This window comes from Xenorhabdus sp. PB61.4, assembly GCF_963894935.1.
Lineage (GTDB): Bacteria > Pseudomonadota > Gammaproteobacteria > Enterobacterales > Enterobacteriaceae > Xenorhabdus > Xenorhabdus stockiae.
In genome coordinates, this window is sequence record NZ_CAWQJR010000184.1 from 26185 (window position 1) to 44390 (window position 18206).

Genomic DNA, 18206 nt, shown 5'->3' on the forward strand with positions numbered 1-18206 from the left:
TTCCAGACAATAAAAGGGGCGTAAACTACAGAATAGTCTGATAGTTCACATACACATTCTACCTGCTAATCTATCATTTTAACGTAGAGTTGGTGATGGATCATCGTTTACTTTTTCCTGAATTGCGTCTTAGTATTATTAATACAAATTTTATTGAAATACACCCACATTTATATGCGAGATCTATGGCTCTTTTAAAAGTTACCAGCAAAATAGCTTGTATGCTCAGTTTGAGCCTGAGCGTTTTTAATGCAAACGCTTCTTCAATTGAGAAGAATATTGAATATTTGCCAGCAGGGGCCAATGTCTCATTTATCGCCCAAAAAATCGGTGAAAAAGCACCAATTATTGATTATCGTGGTCAGCAACTGGCATTACCCGCCAGTACTCAGAAAATAGTGACAGCATTAGCTGCCTTATTACAGCTTGGCAAAGATTTTCGTTTTGTCACAACGCTGGAAAGCAATGCCAATATTGAAGATGGCAAATTAAAGGGTAACCTTATTGCCCGCTTTGTCGGCGATCCATCACTGACGCGCACGCAACTACGCAATATGGTTGAGAAGCTGAAACAGTCGGGTATACACCAGATTAATGGCGATCTCATCATCGACATTTCTCTTTTCTCCAGCCACGATAAAGCGCCAGGATGGGTATGGAATGATATGACCCAATGTTTTAGCGCGCCTCCCGGCGCTGCCATTGTCGATAAAAACTGCTTTTCTGTCCTACTCTATAGCGCAGAACAGGCTAATGAACCAGCTATTGTTCACACGCCTTCCTATTATCCTGTCAACGTCTTCAGCGAAGTTAAAACGCTCGCTAAAGGCTCATCGGAAGCAAAATACTGTGAACTTGATGTAACCACTGGCGAATTAAACCGATATACCCTGACTGGCTGCCTGACTCAGCGCGATGAACCCTTGCCACTGGCATTTGCTGTCCAGAATGGGGCAAGTTATGCTGGAACTATTCTGAAAAATGAATTACGTCTCGCCGGAATTGAACTGAAAGGCCATCTACGGCGCCAATCATTTCCTCAGCAGCCCGAAAAAACGCTGGCAATGAATCAATCGGCACCTTTACCTGATTTGCTCAAAGTGATGCTAAAAAAATCAGATAATATGATAGCAGATACGGTTTATCGCACTCTGGGCCATTATTACTTTAATGTTCCCGGTACATGGCGTTCCGGTTCTGATGCTGTCCGCCAAATTCTAAAACAAAAAGCCGATATTGATATCGGTAATGCAGTCATCGTTGATGGTTCTGGTCTTTCACGTCACGATCTCATCACCCCTTCAACAATGATGGAAATCCTGCAATTCATCGCGCAACACAACAATGAGCTGGATATCATCTCTATGTTACCTAAAGCAGGTTTTGACGGCACGTTAGCCTATCGTCCGGGACTTCATACTGCGGGTGTGGATGGTAAGGTATTTGCCAAAACAGGTTCACTGCAAGGGGTGTATAATCTTGCGGGCTTTATGACAGCGGCCAGTGGGCAACAGATTGCTTTCGTCCAATTTATTTCATCCTACTCTGTTACTCCAGAAAATCTACGGAATCGTCGAGCGCCTCTGGTCCGTTTCGAGCATCATTTATATAAATCTCTCTATCAGAATAATTGATAAGTAGAGCATCTCAGAGATAAAAAAGGGCGCTCTAACAGCACCCTTTTTCATCATTAAAGCATCTGAAATAAGCGATTAGCGTTTATAAATAAACTCAATCCCTTCTTCATCTTCTTCGTCCCAGTCGTCATCCAGATCATCTTCCTCAGATACCTGTTGCAACTGTTCCTTATGATAGTCATCCCACATGAATTCAACTTTTTCCGGCTGAGTGCCTTCTTCAGCATTCATCTGGCGAGGCTGAACTTTAATGAAGTCCATGATATCCCAGCAGAGTTCTTTCACACCCTGACGATTCACGGCTGAAATCATGTAGTAATCGCCTTCCCAGCCCAGTTCATCCGCAATTGCTTTCGCTTTCAGCTTAGCTTCTTCTGGATCAGTCAGATCAACTTTATTGAATACCAGCCAACGTGGTTTTTCAGCCAGTTTCTCACTGTACTTATGCAGCTCGTTGATAATAATACGGGCATTTTCTACTGGATCAGATTCATCGATCGGGCACAGATCAATTAGATGCAACAGAACACGGCAACGCTCCAGATGTTTCAGGAAACGGATACCTAAGCCTGCACCTTCTGATGCGCCTTCAATCAGACCGGGAATATCAGCGACTACGAAGCTCTGCTCATTATCCATACGTACAACGCCAAGGCTTGGTACCAGTGTAGTAAATGGATAATCAGCCACTTTAGGTTTGGCTGCCGAAACCGCTCGGATGAAGGTGGATTTACCCGCATTCGGCATACCAAGCATACCGACATCAGCCAGCAGCATCAGCTCCAGCATCAGGTCACGAGTTTCTCCCGGTGTTCCCATTGTTCTTTGGCGCGGAGCACGGTTAACCGAGGATTTAAAGCGGGTGTTGCCCAGCCCGTGGAAGCCGCCTTTGGCAACCATCAGACGTTGCTCATGACGCACCATATCACCCAGAATCTCTCCTGTAGCGATATCGCGGATACGGGTTCCTACCGGAACTTTAATGGTAATGTCCTGACCACGTTTGCCGGTGCAATCACGGCTCTGACCGTTTTGCCCACGTTCAGCGCGGAAGGATTTTTCAAAACGGTAGTCAATCAGGGTATTAAGGTTTTCATCTGCCAGCAGGTAGACGTCACCGCCGTCACCGCCGTCACCGCCGTCCGGCCCACCTTTTGGAATATATTTTTCACGACGGAAGCTGACACAGCCATTGCCACCATCTCCCGCTGCAACCAGTATTCTGGCTTCATCTACAAATTTCATCACTTTTCTCCGTAGGATAGCCACTATAAAGCTGGATGGCAGATCGTACCCAGAGATGGCGTAATCCAAAATATAAAAAGCCCCGCAACACACATTGCAGGGCTTCCGATTCGATCGAAGTTCAAAAAACTTATTCAGCTACGATGCTGATAAATTTACGGTTTTGTGGACCTTTAACTTCGAATTTAACTTTTCCGTCAGCTAATGCGAACAGGGTGTGGTCACGGCCACAACCTACGTTGTTGCCTGCGTGGAATTTAGTACCACGTTGACGAACGATGATGCTGCCTGCTAATACAGACTCACCACCAAAACGTTTTACACCCAGACGTTTACTTTCGGAATCGCGACCGTTACGAGTCGAGCCGCCAGCCTTTTTGTGTGCCATTTATCTGCTCTCCTAATATCTTAAGCGATGCCAGTGATCTTAACTTCAGTGAACCACTGACGGTGGCCCTGCTGCTTACGGCTGTGTTTACGACGACGAAACTTAACAATTTTAATTTTCTCGCCACGACCGTGTGCAACTACTTCAGCTTTAACTTTAACGCCTTCGATTACTGGAGCGCCGATCTGGATATCTTCGCCATTAGCGACCATCAGAACCTGGTCAAACTCAACAGTTTCACCTGTTGCGATGTCCAGCTTTTCCAAGCGAATTGTCTGACCTTCGCTTACTCGGTGTTGTTTACCACCACTTTGGAAAACCGCGTACATATAAACTCCGCTTTCCGCGCACCCCCTAAAATTCTTTCCAGAGCGCGCTATAAAATATTCACAATAGGGCGCGAATTCTACGCAAAAACCGTTTGGAAGACAAGAGCAGAATTAGAACAGATGAGAAAAAAGCGGAGTTTTTCGATTGTCATTTATTTGAACGGTTTTTCAAGTACAATCAATAAAACGTGATATCTATTGATATACTAATTAATGAGCACAGCTCTGAATCAGAGTCCGAAGCCAAAACATGAACTTAGAATCGATAATTAAACTTACAGCTGATGATATGGCAGCGGTTAATGAAACCATTCTTAACCAATTAAATTCTGATGTTGCGCTTATCAACCAGCTTGGCTATTACATTATTAGTGGCGGTGGCAAACGCATTCGCCCAATGATTGCCGTGCTGGTCGCTAAGGCACTGGGTCATGAGGGAGAGAAACATATCAAAGTTGCTGCCCTGATAGAATTTATTCATACAGCAACCCTGCTTCATGATGATGTCGTAGATGAATCCGATATGCGTCGCGGTCGGGCAACGGCTAATGCCATGTATGGCAATGCAGCCAGCGTACTGGTCGGTGATTTTATCTATACCCGTTCGTTTCAAATGATGACTGACCTCAACTCAATGCGCGTGCTGAAACTGATGTCCGATGCCACGAATGTCATTGCAGAAGGCGAAGTGATGCAGTTGATGAATTGTAATGATCCGGATATTTCAGAAGATGATTACATGCGCGTCATTTACAGCAAAACGGCGCGCCTGTTTGAAGTGGCATCACATTCTTCCGCTATTTTGTCCAATGCAACCTCGGATCAGGAAGCAGCACTACGCGATTATGGTCGCTATCTTGGTACTGCATTCCAGTTGATCGATGATCTTTTAGATTACGATTCCGATGATAATACGCTCGGAAAAAATACCGGGGATGATCTGAATGAAGGTAAGCCGACTCTTCCGCTCTTACATGCGATGAATCACGGAACTCCTGAGCAATCAGCATTGATCCGCGAGGCGATTGAAAAAGGTAATGGCCGCCATTTGTTGGATACTGTGCTTACAACGATGAAACAGTGTGGTTCACTCAATTACACCCGCCAACGGGCCGAGGAAGAAGCTGATAAGGCAATTTCAGCGTTACAAGTACTTGATGAGTCTCCATACAAAGCGGCCCTTGTGGGACTTGCCCATATCGCTGTACAGCGACTTTCCTGAGCTTATGCAATCAGTATCTCAGACTGTTCAGTCTGAGATACTGCCTTTGTTTTCAAATTCTTGAATTCCTGTGTATTGTACAAGACTGGCTAGTCCTTTGCGTAAAATGAACTTAACCATGCGCTCCCTTTCGGGCTTGGTCAGTTGATAATAAGCTTCCACCCAAATCATAAACGGATCTTGCCGTTTGTTCCGGTAGTACTCAACCGAGCTTTCACTCACGGCCAGTACATTCAGAACATCTTCAGGCAGGCTGTTGACATGATATTCGAGCGCTTTTCCCTGCACCCCACGCTTACGACGCTGTTCCCAACCTTCACGTCTTGCCATCAGGTTTACCCCCTGAGGGGATGATGGCAGACCAGCGAGGCCAATGAGCTCCTTTGCAGAATACCATTCTTTTTTCATCTCTCTCTCCTCGCTTATTACCGGAGCAGTGAAGAGAAAACCAAATTTTATACCCTTTGTTTTTCAATTTGGCTTTTCAAAAGCTGACTCAGGTAGCTAGAATTTTTTCCAAAAAACTTCTTATACCATCTCTTAGTATCACTTCTGTAATTACCTCCTTTTCTTCATCTGTGAGTAAATTAAATGCACTTACCCAAATAGATAGAGGGTCTTGTTTCTGAACCTGATATTCAGGCGATATTTCATTAAGTTCCAGAGCTGCTAATGTTGTTTCAGGAAAACAAGAATAGTGATATTCAATTGCCCTACCCTGAACACCAGCACGCTTTTGTCTCATCCATTCTTCACGTTTCGCTCTGGCATTCACTCCTTGTGGTGATCTAGGTAACTCACCTACACCGGTCAACTCCATTGCCGTATACCACTCTTTTTTCATAATGTTTCTCTATTTTTGTAACCAAGTTCAAAAAAGAAGTTATTAAGAAAAAATTAGAAATATTTTTAGAAAAAATAATGTTATTTTATTTTCTTAATAACAGATCCATGTTCGTTATTAATTTCACTCTAACGCTTTAGTTATACCACTAATGTGGCTCTAAATTTAATAGGAAAGGATTAAAAAAATGATTTCTATGAAATCGGATTGGCATCCTGCTGATATTATTGCTGCTTTACGTAAACGTGGAACAACTCTGGCCGCTGTTTCCCGTGAATCAGGATTAAGCTCATCAACTTTGGCGAATACTCTTTCTCGCCCATGGCCCAAGGGAGAATGGATAATAGCAAATTATTTAGGTATTCATCCGTCTGAAATATGGCCCAGCCGTTATTTCGATCCCCATACCGGAGAATTATTAGAAAGGAAAGTCAGAGAGAAAAAAGAATAATTAGCTATCAATATAATTATTGAAAAGAAAAACCGCTAACTGTATTTAAGTTAGCGGTTTTAGTTATCTAATATATTTAAGTTAATTCGTATATTAATAAATTTAGAATTAATTTAATTAACCATTAATAAATTTTTCGCCTAATTCAATATCTTTTTTCAGAACGTCTAACATATTATTCAGTGCGTTTTGTTCAAACTCACTCAACTGACCAATGTCTAAACGTTCTTCAATACCATTTTTACCTAAGCGAATAGGTTGTGCGAAGAAGCGAGCGTGTTCGCCATCACCTTCTACATAGCTGCATTCGATAACATTGCTGTCACCCTGCAAAGCACGGATCAGGGAGAGGCCGAAACGGGCAGCTGCTTGTCCCATAGACAAAGTTGCAGATCCGCCACCCGCTTTTGCTTCAACAACTTCAGTACCGGCATTCTGGATACGTTTTGTCAGAGCTTCAACTTCTTCAGCAGTGAAGCTGACACCAGGGATCTGAGACAGTAATGGCAGAATAGTTACCCCAGAGTGACCACCAATAACAGGAACTTCCAGCTCTTCTGGTTTTTTGCCTTTCAGTTCAGCAATGAAGGTATTAGAGCGGATAATATCCAGCGTTGTTATACCAAACAGACGGTTTTTATCGTACACACCCTCTTTTTTCAGAACTTCAGCAGCGATTGCTACAGTCGTGTTCACAGGGTTAGTAATAATTCCGATTAATGCTTTCGGGCATGTTTTAGCGATCTGCTGAACCAGATTACGGATAATGCCTGCATTAATGTTAAATAGATCTGAACGATCCATACCAGGTTTACGCGCTACACCAGCAGAAATCAATACAACATCTGCGCCTGCCAATGCAGGAGTTGCATCTTCACCCGCAAAACCAGTGACCTTCACTGCTGTCGGGATATGGCTCAGATCGGCAGCAACGCCTGGGGTTACTGGGGCAATGTCATACAAAGAAAGTTCTGAACCTGAAGGAAGCTGGGTCTTGAGTAGAAGGGCAAGTGCCTGACCAATACCACCGGCTGCACCGAGAACTGCAACTTTCATCCTGATACTCCTTTAAAAATTAAGTGCTGTAATAAACTGAAATCTGTCTGGTTAAGAGGCTCAATTTACCATATTCAATACAGGTATGGGATAAGCCTTCTGCTTTACTCATCACTACGTATTAAAAACAATCTGTTAACAGCCAGATTATCTACCTAATAGCCTGAGGATGGAACACCAAAGTTCTTTATTTTAGACAAAATGCTTATCTGTTAATGAGATAACGGGCACTTTTTTAGGAATTATTCTTGCTATCTTATGAATTAATGAGTTAATTAATCTGTTCTTCTCTTTTACTGCTAGTGATTCCATTTTATTAACAATACATTTACCTTGTTCAATCATGTAATTATGCATCCTGTCACGGTCTTTCCGTCCCTTCCTTGCATAAAAATTCACTCTTTTGCATAATATTGACTTCATAACGGATTTAACGATGGTGAAATATGCGAATTCCTTCGAAACAGGAAGATTTGGTAAAAGCTTTCAAAGCATTACTAAAAGAAGAAAAATTCAGCTCTCAGGGCGAGATTGTTGCAGCACTTCAGGAAGAAGGCTTTGAAAACATTAACCAGTCTAAAGTTTCCAGAATGCTGACAAAATTTGGTGCAGTCAGAACCCGCAATGCAAAAATGGAAATGGTCTACTGTCTGCCAGCTGAATTAGGTGTTCCTACTGCCACCAGCCCATTAAAAAATCTGGTATTGGATGTCGATTATAATCATTCAGTCGTGGTTATTCGCACTAGCCCCGGCGCAGCTCAGTTGATTGCACGTTTACTGGATTCATTAGGTAAAGCGGAAGGGATCCTTGGCAGCATCGCAGGGGATGATACGGTTTTTTCTACCCCGACAAAGGCCGTTACAACGGCACAGCTCTATGAAGCTATACTCAATTTGTTTGATCAAGAACTGTAAATTAATAATAGGTTAAACGCTATTTAGCCACACAGAGGATCGCCCGATCATTGCGATCCTCTCACATAAACAATCAGGCCGCCTGTTCCTTCTTGTTCAACGCCGCCAGTAATTTCTCATGAATACCACCAAAACCACCGTTGCTCATAATCAAGATATGATCGCCGGGCTGAGCTGATTCAACGATCATCCTCACCAACGCATCAATATCAGAACACCAACGGGCGGGTTGAATACACTGTTCGGCAATCTCAGCAACTTGCCACGGAATATTACCGGGCTGAAACAGGAATACTTCATCTGCACGGCCCAGAGAAGGAGCTATCTCATTTTTGCTCATGCCGAGTTTCATCGTATTTGAGCGGGGTTCCAGAACAGCAAGGATACGAGCCATACCCCCTGCCTTACTTCTCAACGCTTCCAGCGTTGCCAGAATGGCTGTTGGGTGATGAGCAAAATCATCGTAAATCGAGATGCCATTCACCTCACCTACTAACTCCAGACGGCGACGGGCATTAATAAAGTCACCCAATACCTGACAAGCGTCCGCAGGTTGCACTCCAACATGGTAAGCTGCTGCAATGGCCATCAAGCCATTATGCATATTATGTTCACCTACTAATGACCAGCTAACTTCACCGACCAACTCACCATGATGGAACACCTGATAAGTGCTGCTGTCCTGAATCGTTTTTTTTGCCTGCCAGCTCCCTGTTTCACCAGTATATTCCAATTCACTCCAACATCCCATGCCGATAACCTGTTTCAGATTAATGTCATGGTCGGGGGCCAGGATCTTACCGATTCCCGGCACAACTCTGACAAGGTGATGGAACTGTTTTTGAATCGCAGCCAAATTTTCGAAAATATCAGCATGATCGAATTCAAGATTGTTCATAACGAGCGTGCGGGGGCTGTAGTGAACGAATTTTGAACGCTTGTCAAAAAAAGCGCAATCATACTCATCCGCTTCAATTACGAAAAACGGGCTTTCACCCAGTTGTGCTGAAACTTCAAAATTACCCGGTACGCCGCCGATCAAAAATCCCGGCTTATAACCACAGGCTTCCAGAATCCATGCCAGCATTCCGGCTGTTGTCGTTTTGCCATGTGTTCCTGCAACCGCCAGAACCCAACGCTCCGGCAAAACATGATCATGCAGCCACTGCGGACCGGATGTATAAGGAATACCACGATCCAAAACCGCCTCAACACAAGGATTGCCCCGCGTCATGGCATTACCGATGATCACCATATCTGGTACAGGATTGAGTTGTGAAGGATCGTATCCCTGGATCAGTTCAATACCCTGATTTTCCAACAGAGTACTCATAGGAGGATACACATTGGCGTCGGAACCGGTCACTTCGTGGCCTAACGAGCGAGCGAGGATGGCCAGCCCTCCCATGAAAGTTCCGCAAATACCAAGAATATGAATACGCATTTATTTCTATCCGATATCATGAAGTGTATCACTATTCTAACCATCAAATCATAGATTAGAAATGCAATGACCTATCAATCATTCTATTCTTTAGCTAAACTGCCCGCACTTAAGTGCAACACGTATGTGATGCACTCTTTTAAAATCATAACCAAATCAGGGCCTTCGTCATGAAAACATTAGGCGAATTCATCGTCGAAAAACAGCACGACTTTCCTCATGCTACAGGTGAATTGACCGCATTACTTTCTGCTATCAAACTGGGTGCCAAGATCATTCATCGGGACATCAATAAAGCGGGTCTCGTGGATATTCTGGGCACTAGCGGCGTTTCAAATGTTCAGGGTGAAGTTCAGATGAAGCTGGACTTGTATGCCAATGAAAAACTCAAGGCAGCACTGAAAGCTCGCGGTGAAGTAGCTGGTATCGCTTCTGAAGAAGAAGACGATATCGTCATCTTTGATGGCGACCGGGCAGAAAATGCAAAATATGTTGTTTTGATGGACCCACTGGATGGTTCTTCGAATATTGATGTAAACGTTTCCGTTGGTACTATTTTCTCCATTTACCACCGAATTACACCGATCGGACAACCGGTTACTGAAGAAGACTTTCTGCAACCGGGCCATCGTCAGGTTGCGGCTGGTTATGTCGTCTACGGCTCATCCACCATGTTGGTTTACACCACTGGCTGTGGTGTTCATACCTTCACTTATGATCCTTCTCTGGGTGTATTCTGCCTGACTCATGAAAAAGTTCAGTTCCCGGCAAAAGGCAATATGTACTCCATTAACGAAGGGAACTACATTAAATTCCCTCAGGGTGTGAAGAAATACATCAAATATTGTCAGGAGCAGGATGAAGAAACTCAACGCCCTTACACTACCCGTTATGTCGGTTCACTCGTTGCTGACTTCCATCGCAACCTGCTGAAAGGCGGTATTTACATTTACCCAAGTACAGCCAGCCATCCGACCGGTAAATTACGCTTGTTATATGAGTGCAACCCGATTGCATTCCTGGCTGAACAAGCTGGCGGTAAAGCCAGTGACGGTACAAGCCGGATACTGGATATCAAACCAAGCGAGTTGCACCAGCGCGTTCCACTGTTTGTCGGAACCAAATCGATGGTGGAAAAAGCCGAAAGTTTTATGGCTGAGTTTCCCGAAGAATAAATCGATTTATTAAATAGTTAATTGAAGAGACGAAGTTTCGTCTCTTCAATTAAGGAATATTATTTATGGTGAATACGTTCATCTAACGTATCAAGAATAAACGCATTAATTGACATCTGGTGCTCCGCAGCCGCTTGGATTAAGCGTTCTCCAAAGGACTCAGGATAGCGCAATGTGAAATTTTTTGTTTTTTCACGCTGTTGATAGGGTTCGATATTAGCGATACGGCAATCTTCCAGATATTCATCCAGTGATAGCCGCCCTTCAGCATGTAACCCAGCTATACTGTCAGCCACAAAATCACAATAACCCGATAACCCTAAAAACTTTCCCCGAAACATCCCAATTTCAGGCACATAACTAATGACAGCCTGATGTTCGGCTATTTCCATAATATTAGTGTGTTGTTTATTCATAATGGCGTGACTCCGATGCTATCCAACCATTCCCGTAAACCGACTACAGCACCTTTATCTGTATCGGGAGATGGGTGAGGACGATGAAAATTGGCGATACTGCCATTTAATATAAATTTACAACGCGAGCCTCGTCCTTCCTTGATCTCTCCACCTAATGCTTTAATAAGAGATTCAATATCTGACCACTTAATCCCAGAAGGAACAGGCATTTTAAATATTTGTTCTAACGTGCGTCGCTGCCTCGTTCGGAGCGTTGAAATCTGTTTATCCATAATCTCAATACACTACGACTTCAAATAATGAAGTCATATTAGAACCACTATAAAAAGAAATCAAATCTCTTTATTTCTCACTCTTGTCTGATTTCTTTCATTTCGTCTTTATAAAGAAATACACCTTTCATAAATTATGGTTCACTCCGCGAATCAGAAAAATGGAATTACTTTAGGCCTGTTTTGGCTATAATACCCCGCACTCCATTTTGGTTTGAAATTGAAGGAAACCTTTTATGAGCCTGAACAACGTACCGGCGGGTAAAGAACTGCCAGAAGACATCTACGTTATCATTGAGATCCCGGCAAATGCGGATCCGATTAAATATGAAGTCGACAAAGACTCCGGCGCTCTGTTTGTAGACCGTTTCATGTCAACGGCTATGTTCTATCCGTGCAACTACGGTTACATCAACAACACTCTGTCCCTTGATGGTGACCCGGTTGACGTACTGGTTCCAACTCCATACCCATTGCAGCCAGGCTCCGTTATTCGCTGCCGCCCGGTTGGTATGCTGAAAATGACCGATGAATCCGGTGAAGATGCTAAACTGGTTGCTGTTCCTCATACTAAACTGAGCAAAGAATACGATCACATCAAAGATGTGAACGATCTACCTGAACTGCTGCGCTCTCAGATTACCCATTTCTTTGAACACTACAAAGATCTGGAAAAAGGCAAGTGGGTAAAAGTTGACGGCTGGGAAAATGTTGAAGCAGCTAAAGCTGAAATCCTGACTTCTTTCGAACGTGCTGCCAAAAAATAATCCTGACGGATAACAGCCAGTTTTGATCGTAAAAAACCTCTGTGTTCTTATCGGCACAGAGGCTTTTTTTAGTTAGTCAATTAGAGTGATCCTAAAAAAACACAATACAGATCGTTATTTTTCTTCGTGACGTTTCAGCCAGTCACCACTTTCTATTCGGGTAAGACCCTCAACAGATAGCATATATAAATAAATCCATGCGCTGCCGTAGGGGGTTTTGATCAATTCCCTTTGATATTCCTGAGTGTTCTTTTTCAAATCATCCAGTTCAGTCAAAATAGATGATGTAATGCGATAAACTTCACATTCAAGAGTGCCTTCGCCGCGGACTACCGCGGGATAATGCCCCAGGTCATAAATTTCATACCCCTCAAGCCGATGCTCTCCTAAAAGTTGGGCATAGGTCATCCAGTGGTGATTGCCTTGTTTGCGCCTCAGGCTACCATAAACAATAACTCGCATCGTTAAAACTCAAACTCATAGAGCAGATCTAAAGCCTGATCAATACCAGATACTGCTTCCAGATACAATCTTGGCATCACCCGGTAACGTAGGGTCAGAGTTGCCAGTGAGTCAAAAATACCAACGCCATATTTCACCTGTAAGTCGTTGGTAATCTTACCACTCACAACAACCTGCGATTTATCACCAATTCCCTGTGTATCCAGAGCCAGATCAGAGACACCAAAGGTTTCACCTATTTTGCCTACTAATTTACCGCTCTGGGCAACGCCGAGGCCGATCAACATAGAAGTCATCTGGGAGTTGTCAGAGCCTCCCTTTTCTAAGCCTTCACCACGCAACAAGTAAGAAAGTGCTTCCTGTTGCGATTTAACCGGCTCAGAGAAAATTTCAATTTTAGGCTTATCTGCCAGCCCCATCACCCTCACACCAGCGATGACATTATTCGCTGTCGATTCAGGATTGCGGATTGCTTCAATATTCAACAGTGGTTGATCCGGTGGGCCAGAGAACATAATCAGCCCCTTGCGCACCTGCAAATCCTGCCCATAAGCACGAAATTGACCATCCGGAATATCAATTTGACCATTCAGCGCCAGACCTTGTTGATCCTGAATAACTTTCAGATTTCCTTTCAACTGAGCATTCAAGCCAAATGCATTCAAGCGAACATCATTACCTATGTGAATATTTAAGTCACTTTGAATCAAAATGGAAGACTTTTTCTTTTCTATCGGCTGAAGATTTTTATCCAACATTACTTCGTCAGAAGAAATACCTACGGCAGATTCAGGTAACTCCTGAACCGTAATCCGGGCCCATGGGATACCCACATTACCATTGAGTTTCAGTAAATGAGGTGTTGCCTCAAAAACCAAATCAGGACTTACATCTATTTTAACCATGGGTGGCACAGTAACCCGCAGTTTATCCCCATAGGCAGTGACTCTGGCAGACCAGGCATTTAAATTACGCCAGTCTGCATTCCCGTGAAGATTAAGCTGCCCCTGAGGCGTTTTAATGACCCCTTCCAAATCAGAACGAACACCATCAAAATAAACGGATAACTGACTCTGGTTAATATCAAATGGCAACCAGTGGCTATTAACCTGAAAAATATCTGCCTTCAGAAAACCATATAACAATGGATTCTTGGCACTCCCGCCAAGATTCAAGTTTGCATTCAAAGTTCCGTCAGCTTTTTCACCTTTATCCAAAATGGGCTTAATCAGATTAAGAGAAAGAAAACGGGCATCGACATTACCAGATAATTTACGCCGTCCATCCAGATCATCTATCTGAACATGACCATCTAATTGGCCATTGCCGACCAGTTTAAACAACCACGATAAATCAACCTTTCCGTTTTTCAGGCCTGCATTCAGAGTCAGCCTTTCGAAATCAACGGGTAACGTAGAACCTTCCACAACCTGTCGAAGCTGAACGCCATCACCTGCAAGCGCCATTTTTACCTGTGGTAATTGATGCCCTTCCGTCCATTTAACATTAGCATTACCGCTAAATATCCCCTTTAGCTGAGTTGTCTTATCCAGATATGGCTGGATCATGGCGAGATCAAAACGCTCCAGTACGATATCAGCCTGCCCGCTGCTACCTGCTTCTATCGGTTTCGGGATACAGAGCTGAGCATTCGGATTCAGCCAACAATGAGTACCAACGATCACTTTCTGCTGTAAATTTTGGTAATCAAACGTCACCGCTTTACTTAAACGCCACTCGCCAACAGGCGTATCAAAATAGGTATTATTGATATTACCTTTCCAGCGTTCCTGTTTGCGGTCAAAACTGCCATTCAGGGCCAAATGGCCTGATACAGGGCTGCCATCCACCCGTAATTGCAAGTCATGCTGTCTTTCTGTGCCCTTGGCGTTCAGCTCCAGATTATTGATAGCCAAATCGGCCTGTTTCAGCTGCTGAATGATGACTGATAACCGGCCTTCAATTTGATCCGTTGACCGTAAATCCCCTTTAATAACCGCGCTATCTACCGATAAATCATTCTGCCAGCGCACACCACGCGCGTTTAAGTCTGCAACGACCTGAGGTGCTTTGAGGTTGCCACGTAGTTTCAAATCCCCCATAACTACACCAGACAGCCCCGGCAACAGGCCATTTAGTTGTGGTGCATGAATATCGCCATCCAATTCCCATTTTTCATCAGTAAGACGGCCTTTAACATCCAGCGTATTACGCCCAAAGATGACGTTAAATTGGGGGATATCCCATTGCCCCGCTGCATTACCGGAAACTTTGCCATGCATTTTGATACTGTTCTGCTTTACATGACCATCAAGGGCTATTTCAGGAAGCTGAAGCTGCCAGCTCCCGCCATATAAGCTACCTCGAACCGCTACCTTGCCATCTATTCTGGCTGGCCATTCCGGCCACTGTTTTTCAGTATCAATACCATGCAGGTGCAACTGAGCATTCCAGCTAATGGCTTTACTCCAGTCAACCACACCTGTGAGATCGGCATTACCCTGTAATGCCGACAGGCGCAAACGAGTGAGCCGGAGCAGCTCCTCATTTCCCTTCGCATCCAGAACCAATAATGCCGGAGGAAGTTCATTCCCTTTAATATCAGAACGCAGGGAAAGGTCATAATCGCTGGCTTTACCATTCAGGAGTAACCTGACATCATTCAGCTGATATTCCGCTTTTTCCGTTAATGGCCACTGTAGGTGTTTACTAACCAGTGTCAGGCGCATAGGCAGGTTTGCTTTAGCTAATTCCGTCTGAACATTCAGATCCGCATTCACCGGCCCTGCAAGCTTTAATGCCAGATTAAGTTGCTGTAACAAAGCACCATCCAGTTTTGCCTGAAAATGTTGCCCTTTTACGGGTTCCAGCGTAGTACTACCCTTAACTGACAATTTAACCGGCCACTGTTCAGCAAGTTTTGCCGTTCCCTGTATTACCAGAGAACCTTCCGGTGCACTCACGCTAAAGTTTTTGATATCTACATCCTGCCCCTGATTACTGGCTTTCAGCTCCACATCATTGATGGTGATATCAGTATCTCCCGCCAAACGAAGCTGGCGGCCGTGAATATTTTCTACTGTGATATCAAGAGGAATAGGAACCGCAGGCAAGTCTGCCAAAAGTGGCTTGGCAAACAGCGTCTTTAAAATTTCACCCAATGATTGTTCAGATTCAGTTTTTGACTGGGATTTTTGTTCAGTAGGCTCAATAGGCTTTTTAGGTAGTGCAATCAAAAGATTACTGATTTGTATCGGTTTTAATGTCAGATGCTTTTCCTGCCACTGTGCTCCCGCATTAAATTCACCTAAATCAATCGCCATATCATCGACTTTGACGTGGATATTCTTTAAGGAAAGAAGATCCAACTCGATAGGATACGGCGTTTTCAATTCAGTTAATGGCTCAGAATCCGGCGATTTCTCTGACGACGGAAGTTCAGCGGTATTCACCAGAACAGAGACTCCTTCCGTTGTCAGGGCATTGGCGCAGATATGGCTGCGATGTAAACAGGAAAGCCGTAGTGAGAGGTGAAAATTATCAGCATTAACATCAATACCCGGCATCTTATATTTAATGCCTTTCAGTGTTAAATCACGCCAGCCGCCACTGACACTTGCTATCTCCAGCCCCGGAACCAAACGCGTTGCACTGTTGATCATAAAATGCAGGCCGGTTTGTGTTGTCACTAATCCCACAACCGTGATGAGCAACAGGCCAACAATCAGCAGGAAAGCAATACTAACTCTTTTTACCCACCTCATAGTTCAGCCCCTAAGCCAATGTAAAACTGAACCTCATGATTATTTTTGTCCCCTACAGGAGAAGCAAGGTCGAACTTAATCGGCCCGACGGGAGAAGCCCAGCGCACGCCAATACCTGCACCGGTTTTGAAGTTACTCCTTTTGATATCATTGACTGCTTCACCGGTATCCACAAACATAGCTCCCCACCAGTTGCCATGAACATTGTATTGATACTCCAGCGAGCCAATAACCAGTTTTGATGCACCCGTCAATTTACCATCACTGTCTTTAGGTGAAATTTTCTGATACTTGTAACCACGAATACTGCGATCACCCCCAGCGAAGAAACGCAAATCAGGTGGCACTCTCTCAAATTGATTGGTTTCTATCCAGCCAAGATCGCCGCGCACAACAAAACGATGTTTATCACGTAATGTCCTGACCCAGACGTGGTGAGCCTGTAAAACCATAAAATCGACATCTGAATGCCAGGTTGTATCAGAGATATCAATCGAATAGCGCTGGCTATCCCCCCAGTAAGGCATCGTGCCTCCACGCTGGCGGATTCGGCTGACATTAGCTCCCGGATAAAGCAACGCAGTAGTATTGGTCACATTAGCCTGTGTAAAGTGGCTGAGGCTCCAGCGCAGGTTGACACCATACCGCCAGCCGGTGGAGAGATCCCAGTTGCGGGAGAGGTTTAAAGTTGCTGTATCAGAAGTGGTATCGTTAAGTTCTTTACGTTTATAACCGGTTTGCAATTCGTAGTACTGCTCAAGCGGGTTAGCCTTAAGTGGCATTTTATAAGACGCATCAATCACCTGATCACGTCTGGAAACATTGATACTGGTGCTTAAACTATGCCCCCGGGAATTCAGCCACGGTTTTTTCCATTTTACCTGAACACGGGGACCGACATCTGTTGCATACCCTCCACCTAACTCAACATAGTTGGCAGAGCGGGGAACTAGTGAAGCATCCAGTGGTAATATTTTATCTTTACTCTCGCGACCCGTTTTAAAATCAGGTACGACAACCGCCGAATTGAACCAACCGGTATCTGCCAACCGACGGTTAAGCTCTGCCAGCTCTTCCGAAGAGTAGTAATCACCTTCTTTAAATGGCACCAGATTATTCAGGTAGTTTTCGCGGATTTGTGAACCCTGAAATTTAACAGGGCCAAAACGGTAACGCTGCCCGCTATCAAAATCAAAATCCCAGTAAGATACATGCCGTTCTTTAGAGACTTCCAGCTCACTTTTTTTCATTTCGGCATCAAAATACCCTTTCCTGAGAGCAAGGTTATTCAGCGCACTCTTAAAACTTTCATATTCACCATGATTCAGGATCGTCCCATCTTTCGGCATATTTTTTTTGATCATTGCCGCATAATCCGGATCGGTTCTGGCTCCACCTTCCAAATCAACCTTAACACCGGCAATCCGAACCGGTTCTCCTAAAGTGACTTTTGCTGTTAAAACCGGACGGGAAGGAGGCGTATTTTCCTGATAAGTGAATTCAATTGTAGGCTCATAATATCCCAGTGGCCTGAGTCCTTTTCGTATAGCTTTCTCGACACGGGCACGAAAACGTCCATCGGGAGAAACTTCATCAGTACTAATATTTGAGAGCTGCACCCTGGCATTTTTTTCCAGTTCGCCAGAAAGTCCTTCCACTTTCAATCGTAAATTTGCACTATAAACCGATGGAGTTGCGATAGACACACAAAGCACAAATATGAAAGAGTATCGTGACACGCTAACTCCTAATACATTTATTTAGGGGTAATATTCAGCAGTATAAAAATTCTGCCATAAATTAATTTTGGTAAA

The 18206-nt window shown here is 44.0% G+C and carries 18 protein-coding genes; 6 read left to right on the forward strand and 12 right to left on the reverse strand.

The window, feature by feature from the left end; genetic code table 11:
* The first annotated feature begins 185 nt into the window (after window positions 1-185).
* Window positions 186-1634, forward strand: coding sequence for a serine-type D-Ala-D-Ala carboxypeptidase (dacB, locus tag AACX68_RS15240; RefSeq protein WP_228858084.1), 1449 nt, complete (start codon window positions 186-188; stop codon window positions 1632-1634).
* A 78-nt stretch (window positions 1635-1712) separates the two neighbouring features.
* Here dacB and cgtA read toward each other — a convergent pair whose 3' ends face one another.
* From cgtA to rplU, 3 genes are all read right to left on the reverse strand, one after another.
* The gene (gene cgtA / locus AACX68_RS15245; RefSeq protein WP_228858085.1) at window positions 1713-2882 is read right to left on the reverse strand and encodes an Obg family GTPase CgtA; all 1170 of its coding nucleotides are present in this window, start codon (window positions 2880-2882) and stop codon (window positions 1713-1715) included.
* Window positions 2883-3012: 130 nt separating this feature from the next.
* Window positions 3013-3270, reverse strand: coding sequence for a 50S ribosomal protein L27 (gene rpmA / locus AACX68_RS15250; protein WP_086955134.1), 258 nt, complete (start codon window positions 3268-3270; stop codon window positions 3013-3015).
* 20 nt (window positions 3271-3290) lie between these two features.
* Window positions 3291-3599, reverse strand: a complete 309-nt coding sequence (gene rplU / locus AACX68_RS15255; RefSeq protein WP_099120012.1) for a 50S ribosomal protein L21 — start codon at window positions 3597-3599, stop codon at window positions 3291-3293.
* 250 nt (window positions 3600-3849) lie between these two features.
* Between rplU and ispB the strand changes: the two genes are divergently transcribed.
* Window positions 3850-4821: an octaprenyl diphosphate synthase gene (gene ispB, locus AACX68_RS15260; protein WP_228858086.1), complete on the forward strand. Its 972-nt coding sequence runs from the start codon at window positions 3850-3852 to the stop codon at window positions 4819-4821.
* Window positions 4822-4848: 27 nt separating this feature from the next.
* Here the strand turns inward: ispB and AACX68_RS15265 are convergent, their stop codons facing one another.
* Window positions 4849-5229, reverse strand: coding sequence for a DNA-binding protein (locus AACX68_RS15265; RefSeq protein WP_228858087.1), 381 nt, complete (start codon window positions 5227-5229; stop codon window positions 4849-4851).
* A gap of 88 nt (window positions 5230-5317) precedes the next feature.
* On the reverse strand, window positions 5318-5665 hold the full coding sequence (locus AACX68_RS15270; RefSeq protein ID WP_099109388.1) for a DNA-binding protein: 348 nt from the start codon (window positions 5663-5665) through the stop codon (window positions 5318-5320).
* 187 nt (window positions 5666-5852) lie between these two features.
* Between AACX68_RS15270 and AACX68_RS15275 the strand changes: the two genes are divergently transcribed.
* Entirely contained in the window at window positions 5853-6116 is a 264-nt protein-coding gene (locus AACX68_RS15275) for a helix-turn-helix domain-containing protein (protein ID WP_099120009.1), read from the forward strand.
* A gap of 117 nt (window positions 6117-6233) precedes the next feature.
* Here the strand turns inward: AACX68_RS15275 and mdh are convergent, their stop codons facing one another.
* Window positions 6234-7172, reverse strand: coding sequence for a malate dehydrogenase (mdh, locus tag AACX68_RS15280; RefSeq protein WP_228858088.1), 939 nt, complete (start codon window positions 7170-7172; stop codon window positions 6234-6236).
* Between the two features lie 446 nt (window positions 7173-7618).
* Between mdh and argR the strand changes: the two genes are divergently transcribed.
* Window positions 7619-8089, forward strand: a complete 471-nt coding sequence (gene argR, locus AACX68_RS15285; protein ID WP_099109385.1) for a transcriptional regulator ArgR — start codon at window positions 7619-7621, stop codon at window positions 8087-8089.
* 73 nt (window positions 8090-8162) lie between these two features.
* Here the strand turns inward: argR and mpl are convergent, their stop codons facing one another.
* A complete protein-coding gene (mpl, locus tag AACX68_RS15290) occupies window positions 8163-9533 on the reverse strand; it encodes a UDP-N-acetylmuramate:L-alanyl-gamma-D-glutamyl-meso-diaminopimelate ligase (protein ID WP_228858089.1) in 1371 nt (456 codons plus the stop codon).
* 170 nt (window positions 9534-9703) lie between these two features.
* On the opposite strand from mpl, the gene fbp reads away from it, so the two are divergent.
* Window positions 9704-10708, forward strand: a complete 1005-nt coding sequence (fbp, locus tag AACX68_RS15295; RefSeq protein ID WP_099120004.1) for a class 1 fructose-bisphosphatase — start codon at window positions 9704-9706, stop codon at window positions 10706-10708.
* Between the two features lie 59 nt (window positions 10709-10767).
* Here fbp and AACX68_RS15300 read toward each other — a convergent pair whose 3' ends face one another.
* Together AACX68_RS15300 and AACX68_RS15305 are read right to left on the reverse strand one after the other, a co-directional pair.
* Window positions 10768-11124 carry a type II toxin-antitoxin system HicB family antitoxin gene (locus AACX68_RS15300; protein ID WP_099120003.1) on the reverse strand — a complete coding sequence of 119 codons (357 nt, stop codon included), beginning with the start codon at window positions 11122-11124 and terminating at the stop codon, window positions 10768-10770.
* The gene (locus tag AACX68_RS15305; RefSeq protein ID WP_228858090.1) at window positions 11121-11399 is read right to left on the reverse strand and encodes a type II toxin-antitoxin system HicA family toxin; all 279 of its coding nucleotides are present in this window, start codon (window positions 11397-11399) and stop codon (window positions 11121-11123) included. Before AACX68_RS15305 ends, AACX68_RS15300 begins: the two co-directional genes overlap by 4 nt.
* A 236-nt stretch (window positions 11400-11635) precedes the next feature.
* Here AACX68_RS15305 and ppa point away from each other — a divergent pair, with 236 nt between their 5' ends.
* The gene (ppa, locus tag AACX68_RS15310; protein ID WP_099109382.1) at window positions 11636-12166 is read left to right on the forward strand and encodes an inorganic diphosphatase; all 531 of its coding nucleotides are present in this window, start codon (window positions 11636-11638) and stop codon (window positions 12164-12166) included.
* Between the two features lie 114 nt (window positions 12167-12280).
* Here the strand turns inward: ppa and AACX68_RS15315 are convergent, their stop codons facing one another.
* The 3 genes from AACX68_RS15315 to tamA are packed head-to-tail and all read right to left on the reverse strand — an operon-like array spanning window position 12281 to window position 18131.
* Window positions 12281-12628, reverse strand: coding sequence for a gamma-glutamylcyclotransferase family protein (locus AACX68_RS15315; protein WP_099109381.1), 348 nt, complete (start codon window positions 12626-12628; stop codon window positions 12281-12283).
* 2 nt (window positions 12629-12630) lie between these two features.
* Window positions 12631-16392 carry an autotransporter assembly complex protein TamB gene (gene tamB, locus AACX68_RS15320; protein ID WP_228858091.1) on the reverse strand — a complete coding sequence of 1254 codons (3762 nt, stop codon included), beginning with the start codon at window positions 16390-16392 and terminating at the stop codon, window positions 12631-12633.
* Entirely contained in the window at window positions 16389-18131 is a 1743-nt protein-coding gene (gene tamA, locus AACX68_RS15325; RefSeq protein ID WP_099124189.1) for an autotransporter assembly complex protein TamA, read from the reverse strand. The genes tamB and tamA overlap by 4 nt, the downstream gene beginning before the upstream one ends.
* Window positions 18132-18206 lie beyond the last annotated feature (75 nt).

Bases quoted from the DNA above. Each gene is read 5' to 3' on its own strand.
- AACX68_RS15270 (WP_099109388.1), bottom strand. From the start codon at position 5,665: ATGAAAAAAGAGTGGTATACGGCAATGGAGTTGACCGGTGTAGGTGAG.
- AACX68_RS15305 (WP_228858090.1), bottom strand. From the start codon at position 11,399: ATGGATAAACAGATTTCAACGCTCCGAACGAGGCAGCGACGCACGTTA.
- tamB (WP_228858091.1), bottom strand. From the start codon at position 16,392: ATGAGGTGGGTAAAAAGAGTTAGTATTGCTTTCCTGCTGATTGTTGGC.
- mdh (WP_228858088.1), bottom strand. From the start codon at position 7,172: ATGAAAGTTGCAGTTCTCGGTGCAGCCGGTGGTATTGGTCAGGCACTT.
- ppa (WP_099109382.1), top strand. From the start codon at position 11,636: ATGAGCCTGAACAACGTACCGGCGGGTAAAGAACTGCCAGAAGACATC.
- dacB (WP_228858084.1), top strand. From the start codon at position 186: ATGGCTCTTTTAAAAGTTACCAGCAAAATAGCTTGTATGCTCAGTTTG.
- ispB (WP_228858086.1), top strand. From the start codon at position 3,850: ATGAACTTAGAATCGATAATTAAACTTACAGCTGATGATATGGCAGCG.
- AACX68_RS15265 (WP_228858087.1), bottom strand. From the start codon at position 5,229: ATGAAAAAAGAATGGTATTCTGCAAAGGAGCTCATTGGCCTCGCTGGT.
- AACX68_RS15275 (WP_099120009.1), top strand. From the start codon at position 5,853: ATGATTTCTATGAAATCGGATTGGCATCCTGCTGATATTATTGCTGCT.
- cgtA (WP_228858085.1), bottom strand. From the start codon at position 2,882: ATGAAATTTGTAGATGAAGCCAGAATACTGGTTGCAGCGGGAGATGGT.
- fbp (WP_099120004.1), top strand. From the start codon at position 9,704: ATGAAAACATTAGGCGAATTCATCGTCGAAAAACAGCACGACTTTCCT.
- mpl (WP_228858089.1), bottom strand. From the start codon at position 9,533: ATGCGTATTCATATTCTTGGTATTTGCGGAACTTTCATGGGAGGGCTG.
- rpmA (WP_086955134.1), bottom strand. From the start codon at position 3,270: ATGGCACACAAAAAGGCTGGCGGCTCGACTCGTAACGGTCGCGATTCC.
- rplU (WP_099120012.1), bottom strand. From the start codon at position 3,599: ATGTACGCGGTTTTCCAAAGTGGTGGTAAACAACACCGAGTAAGCGAA.
- AACX68_RS15315 (WP_099109381.1), bottom strand. From the start codon at position 12,628: ATGCGAGTTATTGTTTATGGTAGCCTGAGGCGCAAACAAGGCAATCAC.
- argR (WP_099109385.1), top strand. From the start codon at position 7,619: ATGCGAATTCCTTCGAAACAGGAAGATTTGGTAAAAGCTTTCAAAGCA.
- AACX68_RS15300 (WP_099120003.1), bottom strand. From the start codon at position 11,124: ATGAATAAACAACACACTAATATTATGGAAATAGCCGAACATCAGGCT.